The 21376-nt window shown below is 71.0% G+C and carries 20 protein-coding genes and 1 pseudogene; 11 read left to right on the top strand and 10 right to left on the bottom strand.

Going from position 1 to position 21376, the window contains the following annotated elements:
• Positions 1 to 38: 38 nt before the first annotated feature.
• Complete coding sequence (gene argS / locus ACWIF2_RS16165; protein WP_454361027.1) at positions 39 to 1793, bottom strand: arginine--tRNA ligase; 1755 nt, start codon at positions 1791 to 1793, stop codon at positions 39 to 41.
• Between the two features lie 143 nt (positions 1794 to 1936).
• On the opposite strand from argS, the gene lysS reads away from it, so the two are divergent.
• Entirely contained in the window at positions 1937 to 3679 is a 1743-nt protein-coding gene (gene lysS / locus ACWIF2_RS16160) for a lysine--tRNA ligase (protein WP_454360993.1), read from the top strand.
• A 43-nt stretch (positions 3680 to 3722) separates the two neighbouring features.
• Here lysS and ACWIF2_RS16155 read toward each other — a convergent pair whose 3' ends face one another.
• The 3 genes from ACWIF2_RS16155 to ACWIF2_RS16145 form a co-directional block, all read right to left on the bottom strand.
• Positions 3723 to 4991 (bottom strand): DUF2637 domain-containing protein, encoded by a 1269-nt coding sequence (locus ACWIF2_RS16155; RefSeq protein WP_454360992.1) that lies wholly within the window; start codon positions 4989 to 4991, stop codon positions 3723 to 3725.
• Positions 4992 to 5079: 88 nt separating this feature from the next.
• On the bottom strand, positions 5080 to 5961 hold the full coding sequence (locus ACWIF2_RS16150; RefSeq protein ID WP_454360990.1) for a DUF3558 family protein: 882 nt from the start codon (positions 5959 to 5961) through the stop codon (positions 5080 to 5082).
• 119 nt (positions 5962 to 6080) lie between these two features.
• Positions 6081 to 6926, bottom strand: coding sequence for a DUF3558 domain-containing protein (locus tag ACWIF2_RS16145; protein ID WP_454360989.1), 846 nt, complete (start codon positions 6924 to 6926; stop codon positions 6081 to 6083).
• Between the two features lie 171 nt (positions 6927 to 7097).
• Here ACWIF2_RS16145 and ACWIF2_RS16140 point away from each other — a divergent pair, with 171 nt between their 5' ends.
• The gene (locus tag ACWIF2_RS16140) at positions 7098 to 8291 is read left to right on the top strand and encodes an RtcB family protein (RefSeq protein ID WP_454360987.1); all 1194 of its coding nucleotides are present in this window, start codon (positions 7098 to 7100) and stop codon (positions 8289 to 8291) included.
• Between the two features lie 9 nt (positions 8292 to 8300).
• Here the strand turns inward: ACWIF2_RS16140 and ACWIF2_RS16135 are convergent, their stop codons facing one another.
• The gene (locus tag ACWIF2_RS16135) at positions 8301 to 9077 is read right to left on the bottom strand and encodes an SDR family NAD(P)-dependent oxidoreductase (RefSeq protein WP_454360985.1); all 777 of its coding nucleotides are present in this window, start codon (positions 9075 to 9077) and stop codon (positions 8301 to 8303) included.
• A gap of 137 nt (positions 9078 to 9214) precedes the next feature.
• Here ACWIF2_RS16135 and ACWIF2_RS16130 point away from each other — a divergent pair, with 137 nt between their 5' ends.
• Positions 9215 to 9652, top strand: a complete 438-nt coding sequence (locus ACWIF2_RS16130) for an ester cyclase (RefSeq protein WP_454360983.1) — start codon at positions 9215 to 9217, stop codon at positions 9650 to 9652.
• Between the two features lie 19 nt (positions 9653 to 9671).
• Here the strand turns inward: ACWIF2_RS16130 and ACWIF2_RS16125 are convergent, their stop codons facing one another.
• Positions 9672 to 10007 (bottom strand): YnfA family protein, encoded by a 336-nt coding sequence (locus ACWIF2_RS16125; RefSeq protein WP_391103067.1) that lies wholly within the window; start codon positions 10005 to 10007, stop codon positions 9672 to 9674.
• A gap of 216 nt (positions 10008 to 10223) precedes the next feature.
• A pseudogene (locus ACWIF2_RS16120) lies at positions 10224 to 11047 on the bottom strand (AraC family transcriptional regulator).
• A 62-nt stretch (positions 11048 to 11109) separates the two neighbouring features.
• Between ACWIF2_RS16120 and ACWIF2_RS16115 the strand changes: the two are divergent.
• The 4 genes from ACWIF2_RS16115 (at position 11110) to ACWIF2_RS16100 (ending at position 15179) form a co-directional block, all read left to right on the top strand.
• Positions 11110 to 11742 (top strand): TIGR03086 family metal-binding protein, encoded by a 633-nt coding sequence (locus ACWIF2_RS16115; RefSeq protein WP_454360981.1) that lies wholly within the window; start codon positions 11110 to 11112, stop codon positions 11740 to 11742.
• 22 nt (positions 11743 to 11764) lie between these two features.
• Entirely contained in the window at positions 11765 to 12841 is a 1077-nt protein-coding gene (locus tag ACWIF2_RS16110) for an LLM class flavin-dependent oxidoreductase (RefSeq protein WP_454360979.1), read from the top strand.
• A gap of 118 nt (positions 12842 to 12959) precedes the next feature.
• The gene (locus tag ACWIF2_RS16105) at positions 12960 to 13739 is read left to right on the top strand and encodes a response regulator transcription factor (protein ID WP_454360977.1); all 780 of its coding nucleotides are present in this window, start codon (positions 12960 to 12962) and stop codon (positions 13737 to 13739) included.
• 18 nt (positions 13740 to 13757) lie between these two features.
• Entirely contained in the window at positions 13758 to 15179 is a 1422-nt protein-coding gene (locus ACWIF2_RS16100; protein WP_454361025.1) for an ATP-binding protein, read from the top strand.
• Position 15180: 1 nt separating this feature from the next.
• Here ACWIF2_RS16100 and ACWIF2_RS16095 read toward each other — a convergent pair whose 3' ends face one another.
• Together ACWIF2_RS16095 and ACWIF2_RS16090 are read right to left on the bottom strand one after the other, a co-directional pair.
• On the bottom strand, positions 15181 to 15765 hold the full coding sequence (locus tag ACWIF2_RS16095; protein WP_454360975.1) for an antibiotic biosynthesis monooxygenase: 585 nt from the start codon (positions 15763 to 15765) through the stop codon (positions 15181 to 15183).
• Between the two features lie 94 nt (positions 15766 to 15859).
• Entirely contained in the window at positions 15860 to 16105 is a 246-nt protein-coding gene (locus tag ACWIF2_RS16090; RefSeq protein WP_454360973.1) for a DUF3459 domain-containing protein, read from the bottom strand.
• Between ACWIF2_RS16090 and ACWIF2_RS16085 the strand changes: the two genes are divergently transcribed.
• Positions 16077 to 17111, top strand: a complete 1035-nt coding sequence (locus ACWIF2_RS16085; protein ID WP_454360971.1) for a LacI family DNA-binding transcriptional regulator — start codon at positions 16077 to 16079, stop codon at positions 17109 to 17111. The genes ACWIF2_RS16090 and ACWIF2_RS16085 overlap by 29 nt on opposite strands.
• Here the strand turns inward: ACWIF2_RS16085 and ACWIF2_RS16080 are convergent.
• Positions 17083 to 17883, bottom strand: coding sequence for a GNAT family N-acetyltransferase (locus ACWIF2_RS16080; RefSeq protein WP_454360969.1), 801 nt, complete (start codon positions 17881 to 17883; stop codon positions 17083 to 17085). The two genes, ACWIF2_RS16085 and ACWIF2_RS16080, sit on opposite strands and share 29 nt — an antisense overlap.
• A gap of 120 nt (positions 17884 to 18003) precedes the next feature.
• Here ACWIF2_RS16080 and ACWIF2_RS16075 point away from each other — a divergent pair, with 120 nt between their 5' ends.
• Genes ACWIF2_RS16075 through ACWIF2_RS16065 form a run of 3 tightly spaced genes read left to right on the top strand, consistent with a single transcriptional unit; the run spans position 18004 to position 21305 of the window.
• Positions 18004 to 18360, top strand: coding sequence for a hypothetical protein (locus ACWIF2_RS16075; protein ID WP_454360967.1), 357 nt, complete (start codon positions 18004 to 18006; stop codon positions 18358 to 18360).
• Between the two features lie 46 nt (positions 18361 to 18406).
• Positions 18407 to 19264 (top strand): hypothetical protein, encoded by an 858-nt coding sequence (locus ACWIF2_RS16070; RefSeq protein WP_454360965.1) that lies wholly within the window; start codon positions 18407 to 18409, stop codon positions 19262 to 19264.
• Between the two features lie 4 nt (positions 19265 to 19268).
• Entirely contained in the window at positions 19269 to 21305 is a 2037-nt protein-coding gene (locus ACWIF2_RS16065; RefSeq protein ID WP_454360964.1) for a hypothetical protein, read from the top strand.
• Positions 21306 to 21376 lie beyond the last annotated feature (71 nt).

Below are 21376 nucleotides of genomic sequence, written 5' to 3'. Positions count from 1 at the left end.
GGGGAGTGCCGCCCTCGGCCTGCCGTCAGGGGCCGGGCTCAGAGCCGCTCGGGCGTCCGGATGCCCAGCAGGGCCATGCCCTGGTGGAGGGTGCGGGCCGTCACGTCGCACAGGAACAGGCGGTTCTCCACCTGCTCCGGCGTCTCGGCCTTCAGCACCGGGCACTTGTCGTAGAACGACGTGAACAGCGAAGCCAGCTGGTACAGATACGCGGCCAGCTTGTGCGGGGCGTACTCCGCGGCCGCCTCGAAGACCGTGTCGCCGAACGCGTCCAGGTGCAGACCCAGCGCCCGCTCCGCCGCGTGCAGCTCCAGCTCCGGGTGCGCGGCCGGCAACGCCCCGCCCGCCTTGCGCAGGATCGACTGGATCCGGGCGTACGCGTACTGGAGGTAGACGGACGTGTCGCCGTTCAGCGACACCATCTGGTCCAGGTCGAACTTGTAGTCCCGGTTCGGCGACGTCGACAGGTCCGCGTACTTCACCGCGCCGATACCGACCTGCGCGGCCCGCTCCTGGATCTCGTCCTCGGTGAGGTCCCGCGCCTTCTCCCGCACGACCTCGGCGGCCCGCTGCACCGCCTCGTCCAGCAGGTCCTCAAGGCGTACGGTCTCGCCCTCACGCGTCTTGAACGGCTTGCCGTCCGCGCCGAGCACTGTGCCGTAGCCCATGTTGTGCGCGGTGACACCGTCGCTCAGCCAGCCTGCCCGGCGAGCCGTCTCGAAGACCATCTTGAAGTGCAGCGACTGACGGACGTCCACGACGTAGAGCAGGGACGTGGCCTTCAGGTCCTGGACCCGGTTGCGGATCGCCGTCAGGTCGGAGGCCGCGTAGCCGAAGCCGCCGTCGGCCTTCTGCACGATCAGCGGGACCGGCTGGTCGTCCTTGCCGCGGATCTCGTCGAAGAAGACGACGAGCGCGCCCTCGGAGCGCACCGCTACGCCCATCTCCTCCAGGAGGCGCGCGGTCTCGGGCATGCCCTCGTTGTACGCGGACTCGCCGACGATCTCCTCGTCACGGATCTCCATGTCCAGCTTCTCGAAGACCGAGTAGAAGTAGACCTTCGACTCGTCCACGAACTGCTGCCACAGCTCGAGCGTCTCCTTGTCACCGGACTGCAGGGCGACGACCCGTTTGCGGGCCCGCTCCTTGAACTCCTCGTCCGCGTCGAAGAGCGCACGCGACGCCTTGTACACCCGGTTCAGGTTGCTCATCGCCTGCTCGCCGTCGACGTCGGCCGCGGGGGCCAGCTCGCCGGGGTGCTCGAACAGGTACTGGATGAGCATGCCGAACTGGGTGCCCCAGTCGCCGATGTGGTGCCGGCCGATCGTCTTCTCGCCGGTGAAGTCGAGCATGCCGCGCAGAGCGTCGCCGATGACCGCCGACCGCAGGTGGCCGACGTGCATCTCCTTCGCCACGTTCGGCTGGGCGTAGTCGACGACCGTGATGCCCGGGTTCTCCTTCGGCGGCACGCCGAGCCGCTCGCCGTCCGCGTGGCGCGCGGCGAGGTTCTCGGTGATCGCCCGGTCGGCGATCGTGATGTTGAGGAAGCCGGGGCCGGAGACCTCGACGTCCTTGATCACGTCACCGGTGACGATGTTCCCTACGACCTCCGTCGCCAGTTCCCGGGGGTTCGACTTGGCCTTCTTGGCGAGGGCCAGGATCCCGTTGGCCTGGAAGTCGGCCCGGTCGCTACGTCGCAGCAGCGGGTCGGCGTCGGCCTCCGGCCGGGTGGCCGACAGGGCGTTCGCGAGACGCTGCTGGACTTGATCGGTGAGCGACGTGACCGAGGTCATGGGATGGATGCCGTTCTCCTCGTGGGAATCGATAGACACGCTCAGTATCCCACGGGGGGTAAAGCGGTTTTCCCGGGCGCTGTGCCGTCTGGGAGAATGGGCACCGGCCGTTGACCGTACGGCTGCCCTGGAGAAAGAAGGACGTGCCGATCGTGGCTCAGAGCACCGAGACCACCGACTGGGTCTCCCGTTTCGCGGATGAGGTCATCGAGGAGTCGGAGCGTCGGGCCCCGGGCAAACCCGTCGTCGTCGCGTCCGGGCTCTCACCGTCCGGCCCCATCCACCTCGGGAACCTGCGCGAGGTCATGACCCCGCACCTCGTCGCCGACGAGATCCGCCGCCGGGGCCACCGGGTGCGGCACCTGATCTCCTGGGACGACTACGACCGGTACCGCAAGGTCCCGGAGGGTATCGCCGGTGTCGACAAGTCGTGGGCCGAGCACATCGGCAAGCCGCTGACCTCCGTCCCGGCGCCCAAGGGGTCGTCGTACCCGAACTGGGCCGAGCACTTCAAGGCCGCGATGATCGAGTCGCTGGCCGAGCTGGGCGTGGAGTTCGACGGGATCAGCCAGACCGAGCAGTACACCTCCGGCGTGTACCGCGAGCAGATCCTGCACGCCATCAAGCACCGCGGCGACATCGACGCGATCCTCGGCCAGTACCGGACGAAGAAGGCCCCGGCCAAGAAGCAGGGGCAGAAGCCGGTCGACGAGGCCGAGCTGGAGGCCGCCGAGGGCTCCGGCGCGGCCGGTGAGGACGACGGCAGCTCCACCGCCGCCGGCTACTTCCCGTACAAGCCGTACTGCGGCAACTGCGAGAAGGACCTCACCACCGTCACCTCCTACGACGACGACTCCACCGAGCTGACCTACGCCTGCACCGCGTGCGGCTTCTCGGAGACGGTCCGGCTGAACGAGTTCAACCGCGGCAAGCTGGTCTGGAAGGTCGACTGGCCGATGCGGTGGGCGTACGAGGGCGTCGTCTTCGAGCCGAGTGGTGTCGATCATTCGTCGCCCGGGTCGTCGTTCCAGGTCGGCGGGCAGATCGTCGGGATCTTCGGCGGGAAGCAGCCCATCGGGCCGATGTACGCCTTCGTGGGCATCAGCGGCATGGCGAAGATGTCGTCCTCGCGCGGTGGTGTGCCGACCCCGGCGGACGCCCTGAAGATCATGGAACCCCAGCTGCTGCGCTGGCTGTACGCGCGGCGCAGGCCCAACCAGTCCTTCAAGGTCGCCTTCGACCAGGAGATCCAGCGGCTCTACGACGAGTGGGACCGGCTGGACGCCAAGGTCGCCGACGGCAGCGTCCTGCCGGCCGACGCCGCCGCGCACTCGCGTGCGGTGCGTACGGCCGCCGGTGAGCTGCCGCGGACGGTCCGGCCGTTGCCGTACCGGACGCTGGCGTCCGTCGCGGACATCACCGCCGGGCACGAGGACCAGGCGCTGCGCATCCTCAGCGAACTGGACCCGGAGCAGCCGCTGACCTCGCTCGACGAGGCGCGGCCGCGGTACGACAAGGCCGAGGCCTGGATCAACACGCACGTGCCCGCCGACCAGCGGACGATCGTGCGGGACGAACCCGACGGCGAGCTGCTCAAGTCGCTCGACGAGGCCTCCCGGCAGTCGCTGCGGCTGCTGCTCGACGGGCTCGCCGAGCACTGGTCGCTGGACGGGCTGACACATCTCGTCTACGGCGTGCCGAAGGTGCAGGCCGGGTTCTCCGCCGACGCGACGCCGAAGGAACTGCCGCCGGAGATCAAGACGGCTCAGCGGTCCTTCTTCGCGCTGCTGTACCACCTGCTGGTCGGGCGTGACACCGGGCCGCGGCTGCCCACGCTGCTGCTTGCGGTGGGGCAGGAGCGGGTCCGGGCGCTGCTCGGGGAGTAGTCGCCGGTGTGAGGAAGGGGCCCTGTTCTCAGGGCCCCTTTTCTCATGCGATGTGCTCGTCCGTCATCTCCGCGTTGAGGCGGTTGGAGAAGCGGTTCACCATGCGCTTGGATTCCGCCTCTTCCAGGGTGATGCCGTAGGTCGCCTCGATGTCGGCGATGAACCCACGGGGGGTGGGGGCTCCGTTGCCGCCCTTCGTCGACTCGCGGAAGGCCCGGTAGTAGTCCTCCTCGGTCGGGTCCGGAGGGCCGCCGCCGTCGCCGAGTTCGCGGGTGCGGTTGGGGCCTACCGGGATGGGGAAGCTGCCGGTGTCCTCCGGGGCGGGTGCCTGTTCGACCGGGGGCTCGTACGGGGGCTCGTACGGAGGCTCGTACGGGGGCTCGTACTGCTCGGCGTCGTACGTCGGGTCGTAGCTGCCCTGGTATTCGACCTCGCGTTGGGTGTTGAACCACGGGCTCTGGTCTGGTTCGGGTACGTCGTCCACGTACTCGGCGTGGGGGCTGCTGTCGAGCTCCAGGCGCTGCTCGCTTTGAGGTGCCGCTGCGCCCACCCGTGCCGCCCCAGCGGCACGATTGCCCGCAGCTGAGCTTGTGTCGAGCTGCGGGGGCGGGGGGATCAAGGCCGGTTCGATCCCGGCCGCCGCCAGGCCCGCCGGGGCCGTCTCCGCCAGCGGGACGCCGTAGCGCGCCAGCCTCAGGGGCATGAGGGACTCCACGGGGGCCTTGCGGCGCCAGCTTCGGCCGTAGCGGGAGCGCAGCCGCGCCTGGTAGACGAGACGTTCCTGCTCCAGCTTGATGACCTGGTCGTAGGAGCGGAGCTCCCAGAGCTTCATGCGGCGCCAGAGGAGGAACGTGGGCACGGGGGAGAGCAGCCAGCGGGTGAGGCGGACGCCCTCCATGTGCTTGTCGGCCGTGATGTCGGCGATCCGGCCGATCGCGTGGCGGGCCGCCTCGACCGCGACCACGAACAGGATCGGGATCACCGCGTGCATGCCGACGCCGAGCGGATCCGGCCAGGCGGCCGCGCCGTTGAAGGCGATCGTCGCCGCTGTCAGGAGCCAGGCCGTCTGGCGCAGCAGGGGGAAGGGGATCCTGATCCAGGTGAGGAGCAGGTCCAGGGCCAGCAGGACGCAGATGCCCGCGTCGATGCCGATCGGGAAGACGTAGGAGAAGTTCCCGAAGCCCTTCTTCAGGGCCAACTCGCGGACCGCCGCGTACGAACCGGCGAAGCCGATACCGGCGATGATCACAGCGCCGGCCACGACCACGCCGATGAGTACGCGGTGCGTCCTGGTCAGTTGTGGCGCGGCCACCCGTCTTCCCCTCCCCTTGCGTGCTGTTGCGCGGAACAGGGTGACACATGTGTGCGGAGGACGGGTGGCCGGTTCCGGTCGGTGGTGTTCAGCTCTTCTTCGAGGGCGACGCGGAGGAGTCCTTCGACGGCGCCTTCGACGGCGCCTTCGAGGGCTCCTTGGACGGGGACTTCGACGCCGGCTTGGACGGCTCACCGCTCGCCTTGCCGCCGCCCGCGCCGTTCGCCTCGGACACCGCGGCCACGGCCTCCTTGGCGGCCTTCTTCGCGTCCTTCGCCATCTCGTCGGCGCTCGGGGACTTGTCGCCGGCCAGGCCGGCGCCGTTGTAGTCGAGCGTGACGACGACGTTCTCGACGCGTGCCACGATCGTCTGCTGCTTGAAGGTGCCTTCCTTCTTCTTCAGGTCGTAGCGCACGGCCGTCGCCTGGTCACCCGTGCCGGGCACCGGCTCCGACTTGACGCCCTTGGCACCCTCGGCGGCCTGGGCGTCCTGGACCTGCTTCTCGTAGTACTGCTGGGCCAGCTTGTCGCCCGAGCCGCGGGTGGTGTCCGACTCGAAGCGCAGCATCGACACGTTCAGCCAGCGGAACTGCGAGCCCTTCACGCCGTTGTTGTCGAGGCTGTTCCAGGAGCAGCTGCCGCGCGTGGAGATGTCGTCCGACTTGCCCTCCTTGCCGGACTTGCTCTCCGGGACGAGCTCCTTCAGCGTCTTCTTCGACAGTGCCTTGCAGGACTCCGGAAGCTTGTCGTACGCCGCCGGCTCGACGGTCGGCGACGGGCTCGCGGACGCCGAGGCCGCCGCGTTCGCTGCCTTGTCCGTGCTGTCGCCGGAGCCGGAGTCCGAGGAGCAGCCGGCGGCGACCAGCATCACGGGGACGGCGGTCGCGCAGACAAGGACGCGGTTGAGTCGCTTCGCTCGCTGATCCTGCTGGTCTCGCTGTGCTCGTCGCTGCATGGTTCCTTCACTCATGACGCTCGTGGTTCCCTGCGGTCGGAACGGGGCCGAGTGGTCACCGTACGCGGTGCGGCGGAGGTGTGGTCTTCCTTCGCGCGCTTTGCGGGTGTGCGTGAAGGGGGCGTGAAGGGGCCTCAGTCGCTCAGCGAATCGGCCAGCTGGGAGGCCAGTTTCTGGGCCCTGTCCTGCAATTCCTTGCTGTCCGGGACGACGCCGACGGTGGCGGGCTGTTCGGCGTACTCGATGGTCACGATGACATTGGACGTGCGGAACGCCACAGTCACCGTCCGCTGCTTGGCCGTCGAACCGGAGCTGCTCAGCTCGTCGTCGATGAAGGCCTCGTCGCCGAAATCCTCCAGCACGCGGGGCTGGAGTTCGGTCGGGGTGGCGGAGGCGGATGCCGGGGGCGACGAGGCGCCGGAGGGGGAGGAGGCCGAGCCGGGGGAGCCGCTCGGGGCGGCGGAGGAGCCGCCCGCCGGGGTGCTGCCCGCGGCGGGGGACTCCGTGGCGGCCGACTCGGTGGCCGTCGGCTCGGGGAGGTGCGCCGCGGCCTCCCGCTCCGCGAAGAGCTGCTCGGCCTGGCTGTCGTCGCTGACGGCGTTGTCGTAGGAGACGACCCGTTCGAAGTCGATGTGCAGATGGTCGGTGGCCTGCCGGCCGTCGACCTTCCACTGGCAGCCGACCTTGCGGTCGGTGTCGAATGTGGCTGTCGGCTCGCCCTCGTAGGCCTTCTCGCGCTGCTCGCCGTCGGTGATCTGCCGGATGCCGGGCAGGAGTTCGTCGAGCGTGCTCTGGCCGACCGCGGTGCAGGGCTCGGGGAGCGTGCGGTAGCGGCCCGGCTCGGCGGCGGGCGAAGCCGTGCCGGTGTCACCGGGGTTGGAGTCGTCCGTCGGGCCGCCGTCGCCCGAGCTGCCGGTGCAGCCGGCCAGCAGGGCCGCGAGGAGCGCGGCGATAGCGGGTGCGTACGCCTTCCGTTGCACGTGGGGGCTCCTCTCGGGGCGGATATTGGCTTGCCGTCGCGGGGCAGCCGATGAACACAATGTGTATCGCACGCACTGCCGTGAACGCCGGTCCGGATTCCCTTTCGTAGACCTTGGCTCCGGTATTTGCTCTTGAAGAGTTCTGCTTGCTTACGGGGGATTGAGGACGCTATGTCGTATGTAGAGGTACCTGGTGCGAAAGTACCGATCCGGATGTGGGCCGACCCCGCCTCGGTCGAGGAGGGCGCGCTCCAGCAGCTCCGGAACGTCGCCACGCTGCCGTGGATCAAGGGCCTGGCCGTCATGCCCGACGTGCACTACGGCAAGGGCGCGACGGTCGGCTCGGTCATCGCGATGCAGGGCGCGGTGTGCCCGGCGGCGGTGGGGGTCGACATCGGCTGCGGGATGTCGGCGGTGAAGACGTCCCTGACGGCGAACGACCTGCCCGGGGATCTGTCGCGGCTGCGGTCGCGCGTCGAGCAGGTGATTCCGGTGGGGCGGGGGATGCATGCCGACGCCGTCGACCCGGGGCGGCTGCACGGGTTCGGTACGGCCGGGTGGGACGACTTCTGGGGGCGGTTCGACGGGGTCGCCGAGGCGGTCAAGTTCCGTCAGGAACGTGCAACCAAGCAGATGGGAACGCTCGGCAGCGGAAACCACTTTGTCGAAATCTGCACGGATACAACCGGATCTGTCTGGCTGATGCTGCACTCCGGTTCCCGGAACATCGGCAAGGAACTGGCCGAGCACCACATCGGCATCGCTCAGAAGCTCCCGCACAACCAGGGCCTGGTCGACCGCGACCTCGCCGTCTTCGTGGCGGACACCCCGCAGATGGCGGCGTACCGCAACGACCTGTTCTGGGCGCAGGAGTACGCGAAGTACAACCGCTCGATCATGATGGCGCTCCTGAAGGACGTCGTCCGCAAGGAGTTCAAGAAGGCCAAGCCGGTCTTCGAGCCGGAGATCAGCGCGCACCACAACTACGTGGCCGAGGAGCGCTACGACGGGATGGACCTGCTCGTGACCCGCAAGGGCGCGATCCGGGCCGGCTCCGGCGAGTACGGGATCATCCCCGGCTCCATGGGCACGGGTTCGTACATCGTGAAGGGCCTCGGCAACGACAAGTCCTTCAACTCGGCCTCGCACGGCGCGGGCCGGCGCATGAGCCGCAACGCGGCCAAGCGCCGGTTCTCGACGAAGGACCTGGAGGAGCAGACCCGGGGCGTGGAGTGCCGCAAGGACTCCGGTGTCGTGGACGAGATCCCGGGCGCCTACAAGCCCATCGAGCAGGTCATCGACCAGCAGCGGGACCTGGTGGAGGTCGTGGCGAAGCTGAAGCAGGTCGTCTGCGTCAAGGGCTGACCGGCCGGCTCAGGACTCCCGGTGCACCTTCGTGTTCGAGGCCTGGGCGCGGGGGCGGAGGACCAGGAGGTCTACGTTGACGTGGCTGGGGCGAGTGATGGCCCAGGTGATGGTGTCGGCGACGTCGTCGGCGGTGAGGGGCTCCGCGACGCCCTGGTAGACCTTCTCCGCCTTTTCCGTGTCGCCGCCGAAGCGGGTCAGGGCGAACTCGTCCGTCTTGACCATGCCGGGGGCGATCTCGATGACGCGGACCGGCCGGCCGACGATCTCCAGGCGGAGGGTCTCGGCGAGGACGTGGGCGCCGTGCTTGGCGGCGACGTAGCCCGCGCCGCCCTCGTAGGTGCCGTGGCCCGCGGTGGAGGAGACGACCACGACCGTGCCGTCGCCGCTCGCGTCCAGCTTCGGCAGCAGGGCCTGGGTGAGGTTGAGCGTGCCGATGACGTTCGTCTCGTACATCTGGCGCCAGTCGGCCGGGTCCCCGGTCGCGACCGGGTCGGCGCCGAGCGCGCCGCCCGCGTTGTTGACCAGGACGCCGATCGTCTTGAAGGCCGTGGCGAACTCGTCGACCGCCGCGCGGTCGGTGACGTCGAGGGCGTAGGCCGTGGCCTGGTGGCCCGCCTTGTTGATCTCCTCCGCCAGTGCCTCGATGCGGTCCTTGCGGCGCGCGGTGAGGACGACGCGGTAGCCCGCCGCGGCGAGCTGCCGGGCCGTGGCGGCGCCGATTCCGCTGCTCGCACCGGTGACGACGGCGATGCGGGAGGCTGCGGACGGGGCGGCGGTGGCCATGGGAGCTCCTCGGGCGTGGGTGCGGTGTGCGGGGGCCGGCAAGGCCCTCAGGGCTTCCGGCCAGGATAGGCGGGGCCCTCGGTGGGAGAATGAGGGCGGGTGGTCCCCCGGCTTTCTGGGCTTCCTGGAGGTGGATCATGGGCGAGGCACGTGAGGTCATGGACCGGCTCACGGACGCGGTCACCACACACGCCGATCTGAAGGTCATCGGCGAGCTGTACGCCGAGGACGCGGTCGCCTTCACCCCTGACGAGGGTGAGCTGCGCGGGCGCGACAGCATCGTCGAGTACTGGCGGACGATGACGGAGGCGGTCCCCGAGGCGACGTTCCAGCCGTTGCACTCCTACGAGGTCGGCGACACGGCCATCGACGAGGGGATCTTCAGCGGGCGCAACACCGGGCCGCTGGAGCTGCCCAACGGTGAGACGCTCCCGCCGACGCAGAAGGAGATCAGGATCCGCGGGGTGGACATCGCCACCGTGCGGGACGGGCGGATCGTCGACTACCGCCTGTACTTCGACGAGATGGATTTCCTGGGGCAGTTGGGGTTGCTGCCGCCCGACGAGCCGTTCTGAGCCGGGCCGAAGGGGCCGGTCAGTCACCTCGCGGGGCGTACATGATGACCGCCATGCCCGCGAGGCAGACCAGCGCGCCCGCGATGTCCCAGCGGTCCGGGCGGTAGCCGTCCGCGACCACGCCCCAGAGGATCGAACCGGCGACGAAGATCCCGCCGTACGCGGCGAGCACGCGGCCGAAGTGGGCGTCGGGCTGGAACGTCGCGACAAAGCCGTACGCGCCGAGCGCGAGGACGCCGCCGGCCGCCCACAGCCAGCCCCGGTTCTCGCGCACGCCCTGCCAGACCAGCCACGCGCCGCCGATCTCGAACAGGGCGGCGACGACGAAGAGGGCGGCGGAGCGGAGCACGAACATGACGGTCAGCTTCGCATGCCCCCGCCCGGGCGCTCCGCGCCCGGGCGGGACGGCTCCCGGGGCGGCGCGCGGCTGCCTCCGTCCGGGGCGCGCCGGTACGCCGGCTTCGCTCCGCGGGCCGAGCCCGCCTTCGACGCCGGGGCGGACCGGTGTGGTCGGGGTGAGGGCCGACGGGGCGTGGCCGGCGGAGCCGGTGGGTGGCTGGTCCGGCAGGCGCTATCGCCCGGCCCGGGCCTCCGCCGCGTAGGCCGTGGGTGGCACCCCCACCGTCGTCGTGAAGTCCCGTACGAGATGGGCCTGGTCGGCGTAGCCGAGGTCGGCGGCGAGGCCGGCCCAGTCGACGTCGCTGCGGTGGCCGGCCTGTTCCAGGGCCTCGTGGATGCGGTAGCGGAGGATGACCCACTTGGGGCTGACGCCGACCCGGGTCGCGAAGAGCCGTTGCAGCGCCCGTACCGACAGGCCACGCGCCTCGGCGAAGTCGCCGACGCGGCGCACGGTGCGGTCCGCGCGGATGCGTGCGACGAGGTCGATCGCGAGGTCCGCCTGCGGGTCCGGGGCGCAGGGCAGGGAGATCAGGAAGCCGTCGAGGGCGGCGACCCGGGCGCGGTCGTCGGCGGGGGTGACGACCGTGCGGGCGGTGTCGGCGGTGACCTGCGGGAACACCTCCTGGGCGGGCAGCGCGCGGCCCGTCCAGCGGGAGACCGGCGTCCCGGGGGTGTATGGCCGGAAGCCGCCGGGGCGGAACTTCGCCCCGCAGACCCGGCCCGTCCGGTCAGCTTCCTGGTGTAGAGGCCGAGCGCGACGCCGGTGACCTCGCCGTAGGGGGGTCCGTCGTCCTGGTCCCACTGGAACGTGAGGTTGACGGACGGATGCGGGACGACGTGGGAGGCGTAGGGCGCGGGGAGGTCCCAGTCGATGAGCCAGTACCACTCGACGTACCGGCGCAGCGGCTCGGCGGGCTCGTGGCGGCGGAATCGCACGCGGTTCAGCAGCCCGGACGGGTCGACGATCCCGCGGGTGTCGTGGCGGGGTGCCTCCATGGCCGGATCGTACGTCGCGTTTCTTCAAGATGGGCGGTCGTGGCCGTCCCTACCGTCGGAGCATGGACACGAACCCTGTGAGGACGTACGGCATCGGTGAGCTGCTGGGCATGGCGCGGGAGCGGGCGGTGCCGGTGGTGCGGGGCATTCCCGACTCGGCGCTCGCCGCGCCCACGCCCTGTGCCGAGTACGACGTGCGGGCGCTGGTCGATCACCTCTTCCAGGTGATCGTGCAGTTCCAGCGGCTGGCCGCGAAGGAGGCGGCGGACTTCGGTGACAAGCCCGACCCGGTCGCCGGGAGCCACGGGTGGCGTGAGCGGCTCGCCGAGGAGTCGGAGCGGCTGGTGGCGGCCTGGTCGGCGCCGGGTGCCGAGGAGGGCACCACGGGCGGGATGAACATGCCGGCGCGGCTGGTCGGCTCGATGGCGCTGCTCGATCTGACGGTGCACGTGTGGGACCTGGCGCGGGCGACGGGCCAGGAGTACCCGGGTGCCGACGAGGCGGTCGTGGCGGAGCTGTCCGGCGCGGTGGACGAGCTGGCGCCGACGGCCCGGAAGATGGGGGTGTTCGGGGAGCCGGTGCCGGTGGCGGAGGGCGCGTCGGCCTGGGAGCGGCTGCTCGGGCGGACCGGCCGGGACCCCCGCTGGAATGCCCCCGCGCCCGCTGTCGTTCTCCCAGGTACGGTTGAAGGGTAAACAATCTGGAGGGTGAGCGACCATGCAGTTCGGGATCTTCAGTGTCGGCGACGTCACGCCCGACCCGACCACGGGCCGGACACCGACCGAGCGCGAGCGGATCAAGGCCATGGTCGCCATCGCGCTCAAGGCCGAGGAGGCCGGGCTCGACGTCTTCGCGACCGGCGAGCACCACAACCCGCCCTTCGTGCCCTCCTCCCCGACCACGATGCTCGGCTACATCGCCGCCCGCACCGAGCGGCTGGTCCTCTCCACGGCCACCACCCTCATCACCACCAGCGACCCGGTGAAGATCGCCGAGGACTTCGCGATGCTCCAGCACCTGGCCGACGGCCGGGTGGATCTGATGCTGGGCCGCGGGAACACCGCGCCGGTGTACCCCTGGTTCGGGCAGGACATCCGGCAGGGCATCCCGCTCGCCGTCGAGAACTACGCCCTGCTGCACCGCCTGTGGCGCGAGGAGGGCGTCGACTGGGAGGGGAAGTTCCGTACGCCCCTGCAGGGCTTCACGGCGACGCCCCGGCCGCTGGACGGCGTACCGCCGTTCGTCTGGCACGGGTCGATCCGCTCGCCGGAGATCGCCGAGCAGGCCGCGTTCTACGGCGACGGCTTCTTCCACAACAACATTTTCTGGCCGGCCGACCACACCAAGCGCATGGTCGAGCTGTACCGGGCCCGGTACGCCCACTACGGGCACGGCACGCCCGAGCAGGCGATCGTCGGGCTCGGCGGGCATGTCTTCATGCGGCGGAACTCGCAGGACGCCGTGCGCGAGTTCCGGCCCTACTTCGACGTCGCCCCCGTCTACGGGCACGGGCCGTCGCTGGAGGACTTCACGGAGCAGACGCCGCTGACCGTCGGCACCCCGCAGCAGGTCATCGAGAAGACCCTGGCCTTCCGGGAGTACGCGGGCGACTACCAGCGCCAGCTGTTCCTGGTCGATCACGCCGGGCTGCCGCTGAAGACCGTGCTGGAGCAGATCGACCTGCTGGGCGAGGAGGTCGTACCGGTGCTGCGCAAGGAGTTCGCCGTGGACCGCCCGGCGGACGTGCCCGACGCGCCGACGCACGCGGCCCGGCTCGCCCGGGCCCGGGCGTGAGGGGACGGCGGGCGCCCCGGCCGGTGGTTGTGTGCGCCCTGGTGAGAGGGGAGTAAGAAGGACGCTCCGGCGCAGCGCATCCGGTCCCGGGGAGCCGGTCGCCAGGCACACTGGACGCGTGCCCCACACCGTGCTGCTCGCCGAAGACGACCGCGCCATCCGCAACGCCCTGGAGCGCGCCCTGACCCTGGAGGGCTACCAGGTCATGGCGGTCGCCGACGGTGTCGAGGCACTGGCGCAGGCCCACCGCAACCGCCCGGACGTCCTCGTCCTGGACGTGATGATGCCCGGCATCGACGGGCTCCAGGTGTGCCGGGTGCTGCGCGCCGAGGGCGACCGGACGCCGGTCCTGATGCTGACGGCCCTCGTGGAGACCGCCGACCGGATCGCCGGGCTGGACGCGGGCGCCGACGACTATGTGGTGAAGCCCTTCGACGTGGAGGAGGTCTTCGCCCGGCTGCGCGCGCTGCTGCGCCGCACCAGCCCGGTGGGGGTGGGCGACCCCCTCGGCGGCGCACCGGCCGGGGGCGGAACCGCCGGTGCCGCGCCCGCCGGTGCCGCGCCCGTGCCCGAGGCGCCCAGGCGGCAGCTCCCCGAGCGGTTCATCGAGGCCGCCGGCATCCGCATGGACCCGCAGGCGCGCCGGGCCTGGCGGGGCGCGCGCGAGCTGGAGCTGACCCGCACCGAGTTCGAGCTGCTGGAGCTGCTGGTCCGCAACACCGGCATCGTCCTCGACCACTCGACGATCTACGACCGTATCTGGGGCTACGACTTCGGCCCCGGCTCGAAGAATCTCGCCGTCTACGTCGGCTATCTGCGCCGCAAGCTCGACGATCCGGACGGGCCGCAGCTGATCCACACGGTGCGGGGCGTGGGTTACGTGCTGCGGGAGGACTGAGTGGGCCGCCTCCGCCGGATGCTGAGCGGGCGGCGGCCGAAGCTGGTCTCGCTGCGCACGACGTTCGCGGTGTCGTTCGCGGCGGTGACCGCGGCCGTGACGATCCTGGTAGGCATCCTGTCCTACAGCGCGGCCGCCCGGCTGGTGCGGGTGGACCAGCAGACGGTGTTCGACGAGGTCGTGCAGGACCTGCGGGACGAGGTGCGGGAGAACCGGATGACGCCGGAGGACTTCTCCTCCGCCGCGCCCGGCCACGACCTCGTGCGGCCCGCCCGCACCGATGTGCAGGTGCTCGGCCCGGACGGCCATGTCGTCGACGCGGGCAGTCCGGGACTGCCGGTGACCGGGGCCGATGTGCGGATCGCCGCCGCGTCCCTGTCCGGGCGGGTGGTCGAGCACAAGGACGTCGACGTGGGCAACGACGTGTACCGCGTCGCGACCGTCTCCCTCGGCGGCGGGCGGGGCGCGGTGCAGGTCGCGCAGGAGTTCAGCGACGTCGAGGACCTGCTGCGGGCGCTGCAGCGGCGGACGCTGCTGCTGATGGCGGCCGTCGTGATCGCCGCCGGACTGTTCGGCTGGTGGCTCGCCCGGCGCATCACACGGCGCCTGGTCGTCCTGACCGACGCCGCCGAGGACGTCGCCCGGACCCGCCGTCTCGGCATCCAGGTGCCGGTCGCCGGTCATGACGAGGTGGGACGGCTGGGCCGGGCCTTCGACCGCATGCTGGGGCGGCTCGCCCAGTCCGAGGAGGACCAGCGGCGCCTCGTCCAGGACGCGGGCCATGAGCTGCGGACGCCGCTGACCTCGCTGCGGACGAACATCTCGATGCTCCGCCGGATCGACGAACTGCCGCCCGGGACCCGGGAGGAACTGGTCGCCGACCTCGGCCAGGAGGCCCGCGAGCTGACCGACCTGGTCAACGAACTCGTCGACCTCGCGGCCGGGCAGTCCGACACCGAGCCGCCCCGGCGGGTGGACGTCGCCGGCCTCGCGGAGGAGGTGGCGGGCCTGGCCCGGCGCCGCAGCGGCCGGGAGATCACGCTCCGCGCGAGCGGCGACACCACGACCGACGGACGGCCCGGGATGCTGACCCGGGCGCTGTCCAACCTCGTCGAGAACGCGGTGAAGTTCGACCAGCGCGGCACGACACCCATCGAGATCGTCGTCTCCGGGCCCGCCCGGCCCGGCACGATCCGGGTCGAGGTCCTGGACCGGGGCCCCGGCATCACCGACCGCGACCTCGCCCGTGTCTTCGACCGCTTCTACCGCGCCGCAGACGCCCGCTCCCTGCCGGGCTCGGGCCTCGGCCTGTCCATCGTGCGCGAGGTGGCCCTCGCGCACGGGGGAGCGCCGTTCGCGGTCCGCCGGGAGGGGGGCGGGACGGTGATCGGATTCACGGTGGGCGGCTTCCCGGTCGATGACGGGCGACCGGCGCACTGAGTCACCGCAGGTCGCGATGGAGCCGGAACCGCCCGCCGTGTGTGAGCCGCACCCCGGGTGTCCCCGAGAACAGCGCGTGCCCCTGGTCGTGATCACCGGCCTCGGCCGCCTCCTGGTGGGCCTCGGCGCTGGTCCACTCCGTGTACAGCAGCACCCGGCTGCCGTCGACGCTGTGCAGGAAGTGGGCCGAGATCGCCCCGGGATGGCCGCCCTCCCGGGGCTGGGCCGCGATCACCGCGTCGGTGAACGACCGCTGCCGCTCGGGCCCGTCGACGTCGAACGCGGCGGTGATCAGACAGCCCGGGACGCGGGTCTCCCGCTCCTCGGCCAGGCTGCGGTAGAGGCGATAGCGGGGCGGGCCGACGGACGGAACCACGGCGTCGTCGTCCCACCGCGCGAGCGTCAGCACGGTCTCCCCGTCCGAGCTCAGGAACCAGCTGACGGCGGCGAGGCCGGCCGGCGGTGGCTCCAGTAAGGCCGACTCCTCCTCTACGACGGCCCGCTGCCGGTCGGGGCCGTCGGCATACCGGGTGCCGATCACCCATGTGCCGGGGGTGGACAGGTCGGGGAAGAGTGCTGAGGGCACGGACGGAACTCCTTCACGTGTACGGAGGACGGAAGCGGAACCGTGATCGTGCCCGTGGACAGCGGGGAGCGGTCAACTGCTTTTCGCCGGCGCCCTACACCGCGAGCCACACCGCCTGGTCCGGCCCCAGCATGCCGTTCTCCAGCGGGCCGCTGGACAGGAGGAGCCGGGAGTGGCCGGGCAGCTCGTACGGCTCGGCGGAGAGGTTGACCACGCACACGAAGCCGGGCTCCCGGGTGAAGGCCAGGACCGCGTCCGGTGTGTCCAGCCAGGTCATCGTGCCGTCGCCGAGGGCGGGATGGTCGCGCCGGATGGTCTCCACCTCCACCGTCTCGCGCACGCTGCGCGGTCTGTCCACGGTGTCGCCGGAGGTGCGCGCCCGGGTGGAGAAGGCCGCGCGCGAACTGAACTTCGCCGTGTCACGGCAGGCCGCGAGCCTGGTCACGGGCCGGACCGGGACGGTCGCCGTGATGGTCCCGACGCTCGACTCGTGGTTCATGGGAGCCGCCCTGTCCAGCCTGGCCCCGCTGCTCCGGGCGGCGGGCCTGCAGCTGAACGTCTACGAGATCCCGGACCTGGCCGAGCGCACGGACTTCTTCGAGCACCTCCCGGCGCGCCGCAACGCCGACGCGCTCCTGGTGTTCTCCTTCGACCTCACCGACGAGGAGACGGCCCGGCTGGACGACCTCGGCATGCCGGTCATCTACGTCAGCCAGCACGTCGACGGACGTCCGAGCGTCTACGTCGACGACGTGGCCGGCGCCCTGCACGGCACCCGGCATCTGCTCAACCTCGGCCACCGCAGGATCGCCTTCGTCCAGACCCAGGGCGCGAGCGGCTTCACCTTCAGCTCCAACGAACGGCTGCTGGGCTACCAGCAGGCGCTCACCGAGGCGGGCGTCCCGCTCGACGACGACCTGGTGGTCTCCACCCGGGTCGGCGACAAGCGCGCCGCCGCCGAGGTGCTCGGCACACTGCTGAGCCTGCGCGAGCCGCCGACCGCCGTCTTCGCCGAGCAGGACGAGGTCGCCGTCGCCCTCATCTGGAACCTGCGCAAGACCCGGATCCCCGTACCCGAGCGCATCTCCGTCCTCGGCTTCGACGACCAGCCGCTGGCGGACTGGTTCGACCTGTCCACGGTCGCCCAGTCACCGTCGGACATGGGGCGCGAGGCCGGCGAACTGGCCCTGAAGCTCATCGACGACGCCGAGGGGGAACACGGTCGGCACCTGGTCCTGCCGACGCATGTGATCCCCCGCTCCACGACGGCACCGGTGGCTCACGCCCGGGACGAGGGCGAGCGGGGCGACCAGCCGGTCACTCACTCAAGGCATAGAAGCTCATAGGGGAGTTCGGCTCGAAGCCGATCCGCGGATACACGGGCGCGCCCGCGGCCGTGGCGTGCAGTGTCGCCCGGGTCAGTCCGGTGGCGCGACCGCCCTCGTACAGCGCCTTGCGCGTCACGGCTTCCCCGTAACCCCGCCGCTCCCACTCCGGGTCGGTGGCGACGAGCAGCACGAAGAGGCGCCCGTCGGCCTCCACCGTGGCCGCGCAGGACACGGCGGTACCGTCCCGTACGCCCAGGTAGGCGTACACCTGGCTCTTCCACAGCGGGGAGCGGCCGAGACCGTCACGGCCGTCCTCCAGCGGGAACCCGTAGGCGCGCGAGTTGAGGTCGGCGAAGGCCCGCAACTGTTCGTCGGTGGTCACGCGGACGAACGTCAGCTCCGGGTGGGCCGGTTCGGGAACGGGCAGCAGGTCTCCCGCCATGCCCGTGCCGGGGAAGGCGTGTGCGAGCCCCGCCTGCCCGGCCGCGTCCCTGAGCTCCGAGCGTGCCTCGTCGTCGAGGAGTTCCTCGAAGACCCACAGGAAACCGGGATGCTTCTTCGACCGCATGATCCGCGCCGCCTCGTGCACCCGCTGCCGCGCCAGCCCGGCGCCGATGCCCCGCTCGGTCAGCGTGAGGCAGTTCCAGAAGGCGAACCGGCAGTCGGCCCAGCGGACGGCGATGCCCGGAAGGTCGCGGACATCGGCCCGCGGATCCCGGTCGAGCACCATCACCCGCCAGACGGCGGCGAGTTGCTCCATCGATTCGATCGAGTCCGCGAGGTCGCGCACGGAGGCCTCCCAAGGTTGGCGGTACAGGGAAATTTCTACGCAAGCCCTGCTGGGTTTGTTGCGCATTGTGGGATGGTACTTACAGTGCGTCAGGGGGAAGTCGGGGGAGGCGCGTTGTCCATGGTGGATCTGAGTCCCATGCAGCTCTTGGTCGTAGGCCTCATCGTGCTCGGGATCGTGGGCGTGATCGTCTTCGGTCTGCGGCGAGGCTCGCTGAAGAGCGCCAACATCCAGGGCCTGGGCATGCGGGCCGGTGTGGAGGGCGGCCAGGAGGCCAAGCCCGTCACCAACCAGACGATGCAGGTGGACCGCTTCAGGTCCAAGCGGTCCCGCTTCCGGATGGTGAAGGGTGCGAGAACCTCGTTCCGCCGGGCCCGGTTCAAGCACAGCGTCGTGGAGATCCTGCCGGAAAGCGGAACCGTCCCGCCCGACGGAGCGAACCCCGCCGACCCCCCGACGGGCCGGAACCCCCGGTAGGGGTCCGACTCGGTCCGCGGCGTCACGAGGGGGACGGGAAGAGCGGGTGCACGAACCGGCAACATCTCACCGGCACATCGACCGTGCCGAGCAACTGGACAGCGCGGCCCGCCTCACGGCCCGGGACGAGGATCGCGGCGGGGCACGGCAGGCGCTGTTCTTCGAAGGGCCGCAGGACATCGGCAAGTCGTCCCTGCTGTTCGAGATCTACGACCGCCACGAGGGCAACGGCGTGTACTTCGTCGACCTGTCACGGACGGCGGTGGAACACGACGTGCTCGAACAGCTCTCCATACAGGCGCGGAGCCAGGACGTCGGCGTACCGGGCTACCGGAGCACGCGAGACCGGCATGCGGAGCAGTCGAGAACGACGGAGGTCGCCTTCAGCAACGTCCGGGTGCGGAACTCGGCGATCCGGCTGCTCGCCCAGGGAGAGGACCGGGTCCTGCGCCTCGCCGCCCTGAGCGACGCCCTGCTGGACAACCTGGTCGCCGATGCGCGCAGGCCCGTGATCTGCCTCGACAGCTTCGAGGCGTGTGCCCGGCCGATGCGCGACTGGCTCGGCCGGAGCCTGCTGCCGAACCTGCTGTCCAGGCGGGAGGTCAGCGTCTTCCTGGCCGGACGGAGTGTGCCGAGCCTGCCCCACCCCCCGTACTCCACGGCTGTTCAGACGCTGGTGCTGCCGCCGTTCGACGTGGAGGCCGTGCAGGACTGGATCGAGAACCTCGGATTCGCCAGCCTCAGGGACAAGGCCGTGGTGATCCAGCGCAGCCACGGCGGCGTGCCGGGGCTGCTCGCCGAGTTCTTCGCGTGTCATATGGAGCCCGGTGAACCCGCTCCGCGGCATCCGGACGGCCGGCCGGCCACCGCCACCGGTGATGACGGCGACGACAGGGAGGGCTGACGCCATGACCCAGGAACACGTCTTCCGGCGGGCACTGGCGCACTTCGACCGGCTCCCCGCCGACGAGGGACGGCTGCTCGAAGCGCTCGCCGTGCACCAGTGGTTCGGCACGGACATCGTGCTGTACACGGCGGCGAACCTCGACGTCGGAGTGCCGCCGGAACAGGTCCTGGCCTCCCCCTTCGTCGTCAGGGACCGGGTTCCGTACGGCGGGCCGGGCGGCGACCCGCAGTTCGCGATCCGCTCCGCGCTGCGCACCGCCTTGCACGACCGTATGCGCACCGAGCGGACGGCCGAGTACCAGGAGGCCCACAGGATCGCCTTCACCTACTACAACCAGCCGCTGCGGCCGCTCCGTACCGACCGGCTCATCTGGTACGTGTACGAGGTCCGGCATCTGCTCGCCTACCGGCCGGAGCTGGTGGCGGAACGGCTGGCGGCGTTCGCCCACGAGGCTCTCATCGCCGGCCACGCCGAGGCCGCGGGCCGTGCAGCGGCAGAGGTGGCCGACCCACCCGTCGCCGACGCGCCCGTCGAGCCGGGGGCGCGGTCGCTGGCCGGGATCATCCAGGCCGTGGCGGTGATCCTCAACGCTCCGGCCCACGTGGAGCGCTCCACGATCGTCGCCCTGGACGACCTCCTGGCCCGCCACGGGACCCCCTCCGACCCGACGGCCACCCGGCTCGTCTCGCTCGCCCGCGACCTCGTCGTGCACTGCACGGAACGACCCGCCCCGGCCACGCCCCTGACCGCGCTGGTCGTCCCCGACGCCACCACGACGGTCGACCCGCGCGGCATGCCGGTCCTCGGCGGCGAGCTACGACTGCTGCAGGACCTGGCCCACCCGGCCAGAACCATCATCACCCGCACCCATCGTGTGAAGCTCGCTTCCAGATCCATGGCTGTCCACCAGGTGACCACCAAGCTGGCCACGGAGGACCGGCCCGGCCGGCGGAGCATGGTCCTCGCGGACCTTCTCCCGCAGGACCACTGGGACCGCCTCGAAGTGCTCCGCCTGAGCGAACGCGGAGTCAGCCCGGTGACCGTGCTCCCGGCGAACGAGACGGTCCGCGCCATGGCCCGCGGTGTCGGCCGGCTCCTGGGCGGAGGTGAGCAGCCCCCCGAGAACTCGACGCGCGCGGAGCTGTCCCGGCGGCTGGACTCCCTGGGCTGGCGCAGTGGCACCGAGGAACTCACGTCCCTGCTGCGCCGGACCGGGCAGGCGGACGACGTGGAGGAGGCCCTGAGGGAGCGCGTCGAAGGCATGATGCGCTACACCCCGCTCGTCGCCCTGCTGGACGTCCACCCGGGGCTGCCTTCCGAGGTGACCTACCAGTACGAGGAGGACTGCGTCACGCACCGCGACGGCTGGGGCCGGGTCGTCATCTCCCTGGACCTGGCCCTTCCCCGCGTGCTGACGAACCGGCTGGAGTTCGTCACCCCCGAGGGGCTCGTCCCCGCGGACGCCCAGGGCCGGGAAGGAACCGAACTCGTACGGGTGCGGAACGGGCGAACCGCCTCCAACACACAGCAGTTCGCCATCGAGACGGCCCCGCCGGCGGACGACGACGCCGAGGACGAGGGCATGGCCCGCATCCTGGTCGACCTCGGATACCGCCTGCCGGACCGCGAGTTCAAGGACGCGCTGAGAACCGCGTACCTGTGCATGCTGCTCTCCGCGGCGGCCCTGCTCCTGCTCTTCCTCGACATCGCGCTCGTCTCCATCGTCGGCACCGTCCTCGCCTCGATCGGGGTGCTGGTCGATGTCTCCCGGGACGGCAGCCACCACGAGGGCAACGAACCGCTGCACGTCTACACCGGGAAACCCATGTTCTTCCTGCGGCGCAGCAACGCGGTCGCGGCGATCGCGGCGTCCGCCGCACCCAACGCCAACTCACTCCTGGGCAGTCTGGCCGCCTCCGGAGTGGCCTTCCTGTACTGCCTGGCCACGTGCCTCATCGTGGTGAGCGTCAAGAGAGCCGCCCTGCGCCCCCTCCGCGAACCGAACGGCCACGCGTTCAGAGCGCTCCGGCACACATAGGGCTCCTCATGAACGGTCAGGGGCGCCCCTACACTGATCAGCGCTTTCACGCTGATCGGAGCACGACATGC

This window comes from Streptomyces sp. NPDC055506 (genome assembly GCF_053643595.1).
Note: the sequence above shows the minus strand (reverse complement) of the source record. Positions and strands in the feature narration are given on the sequence as shown.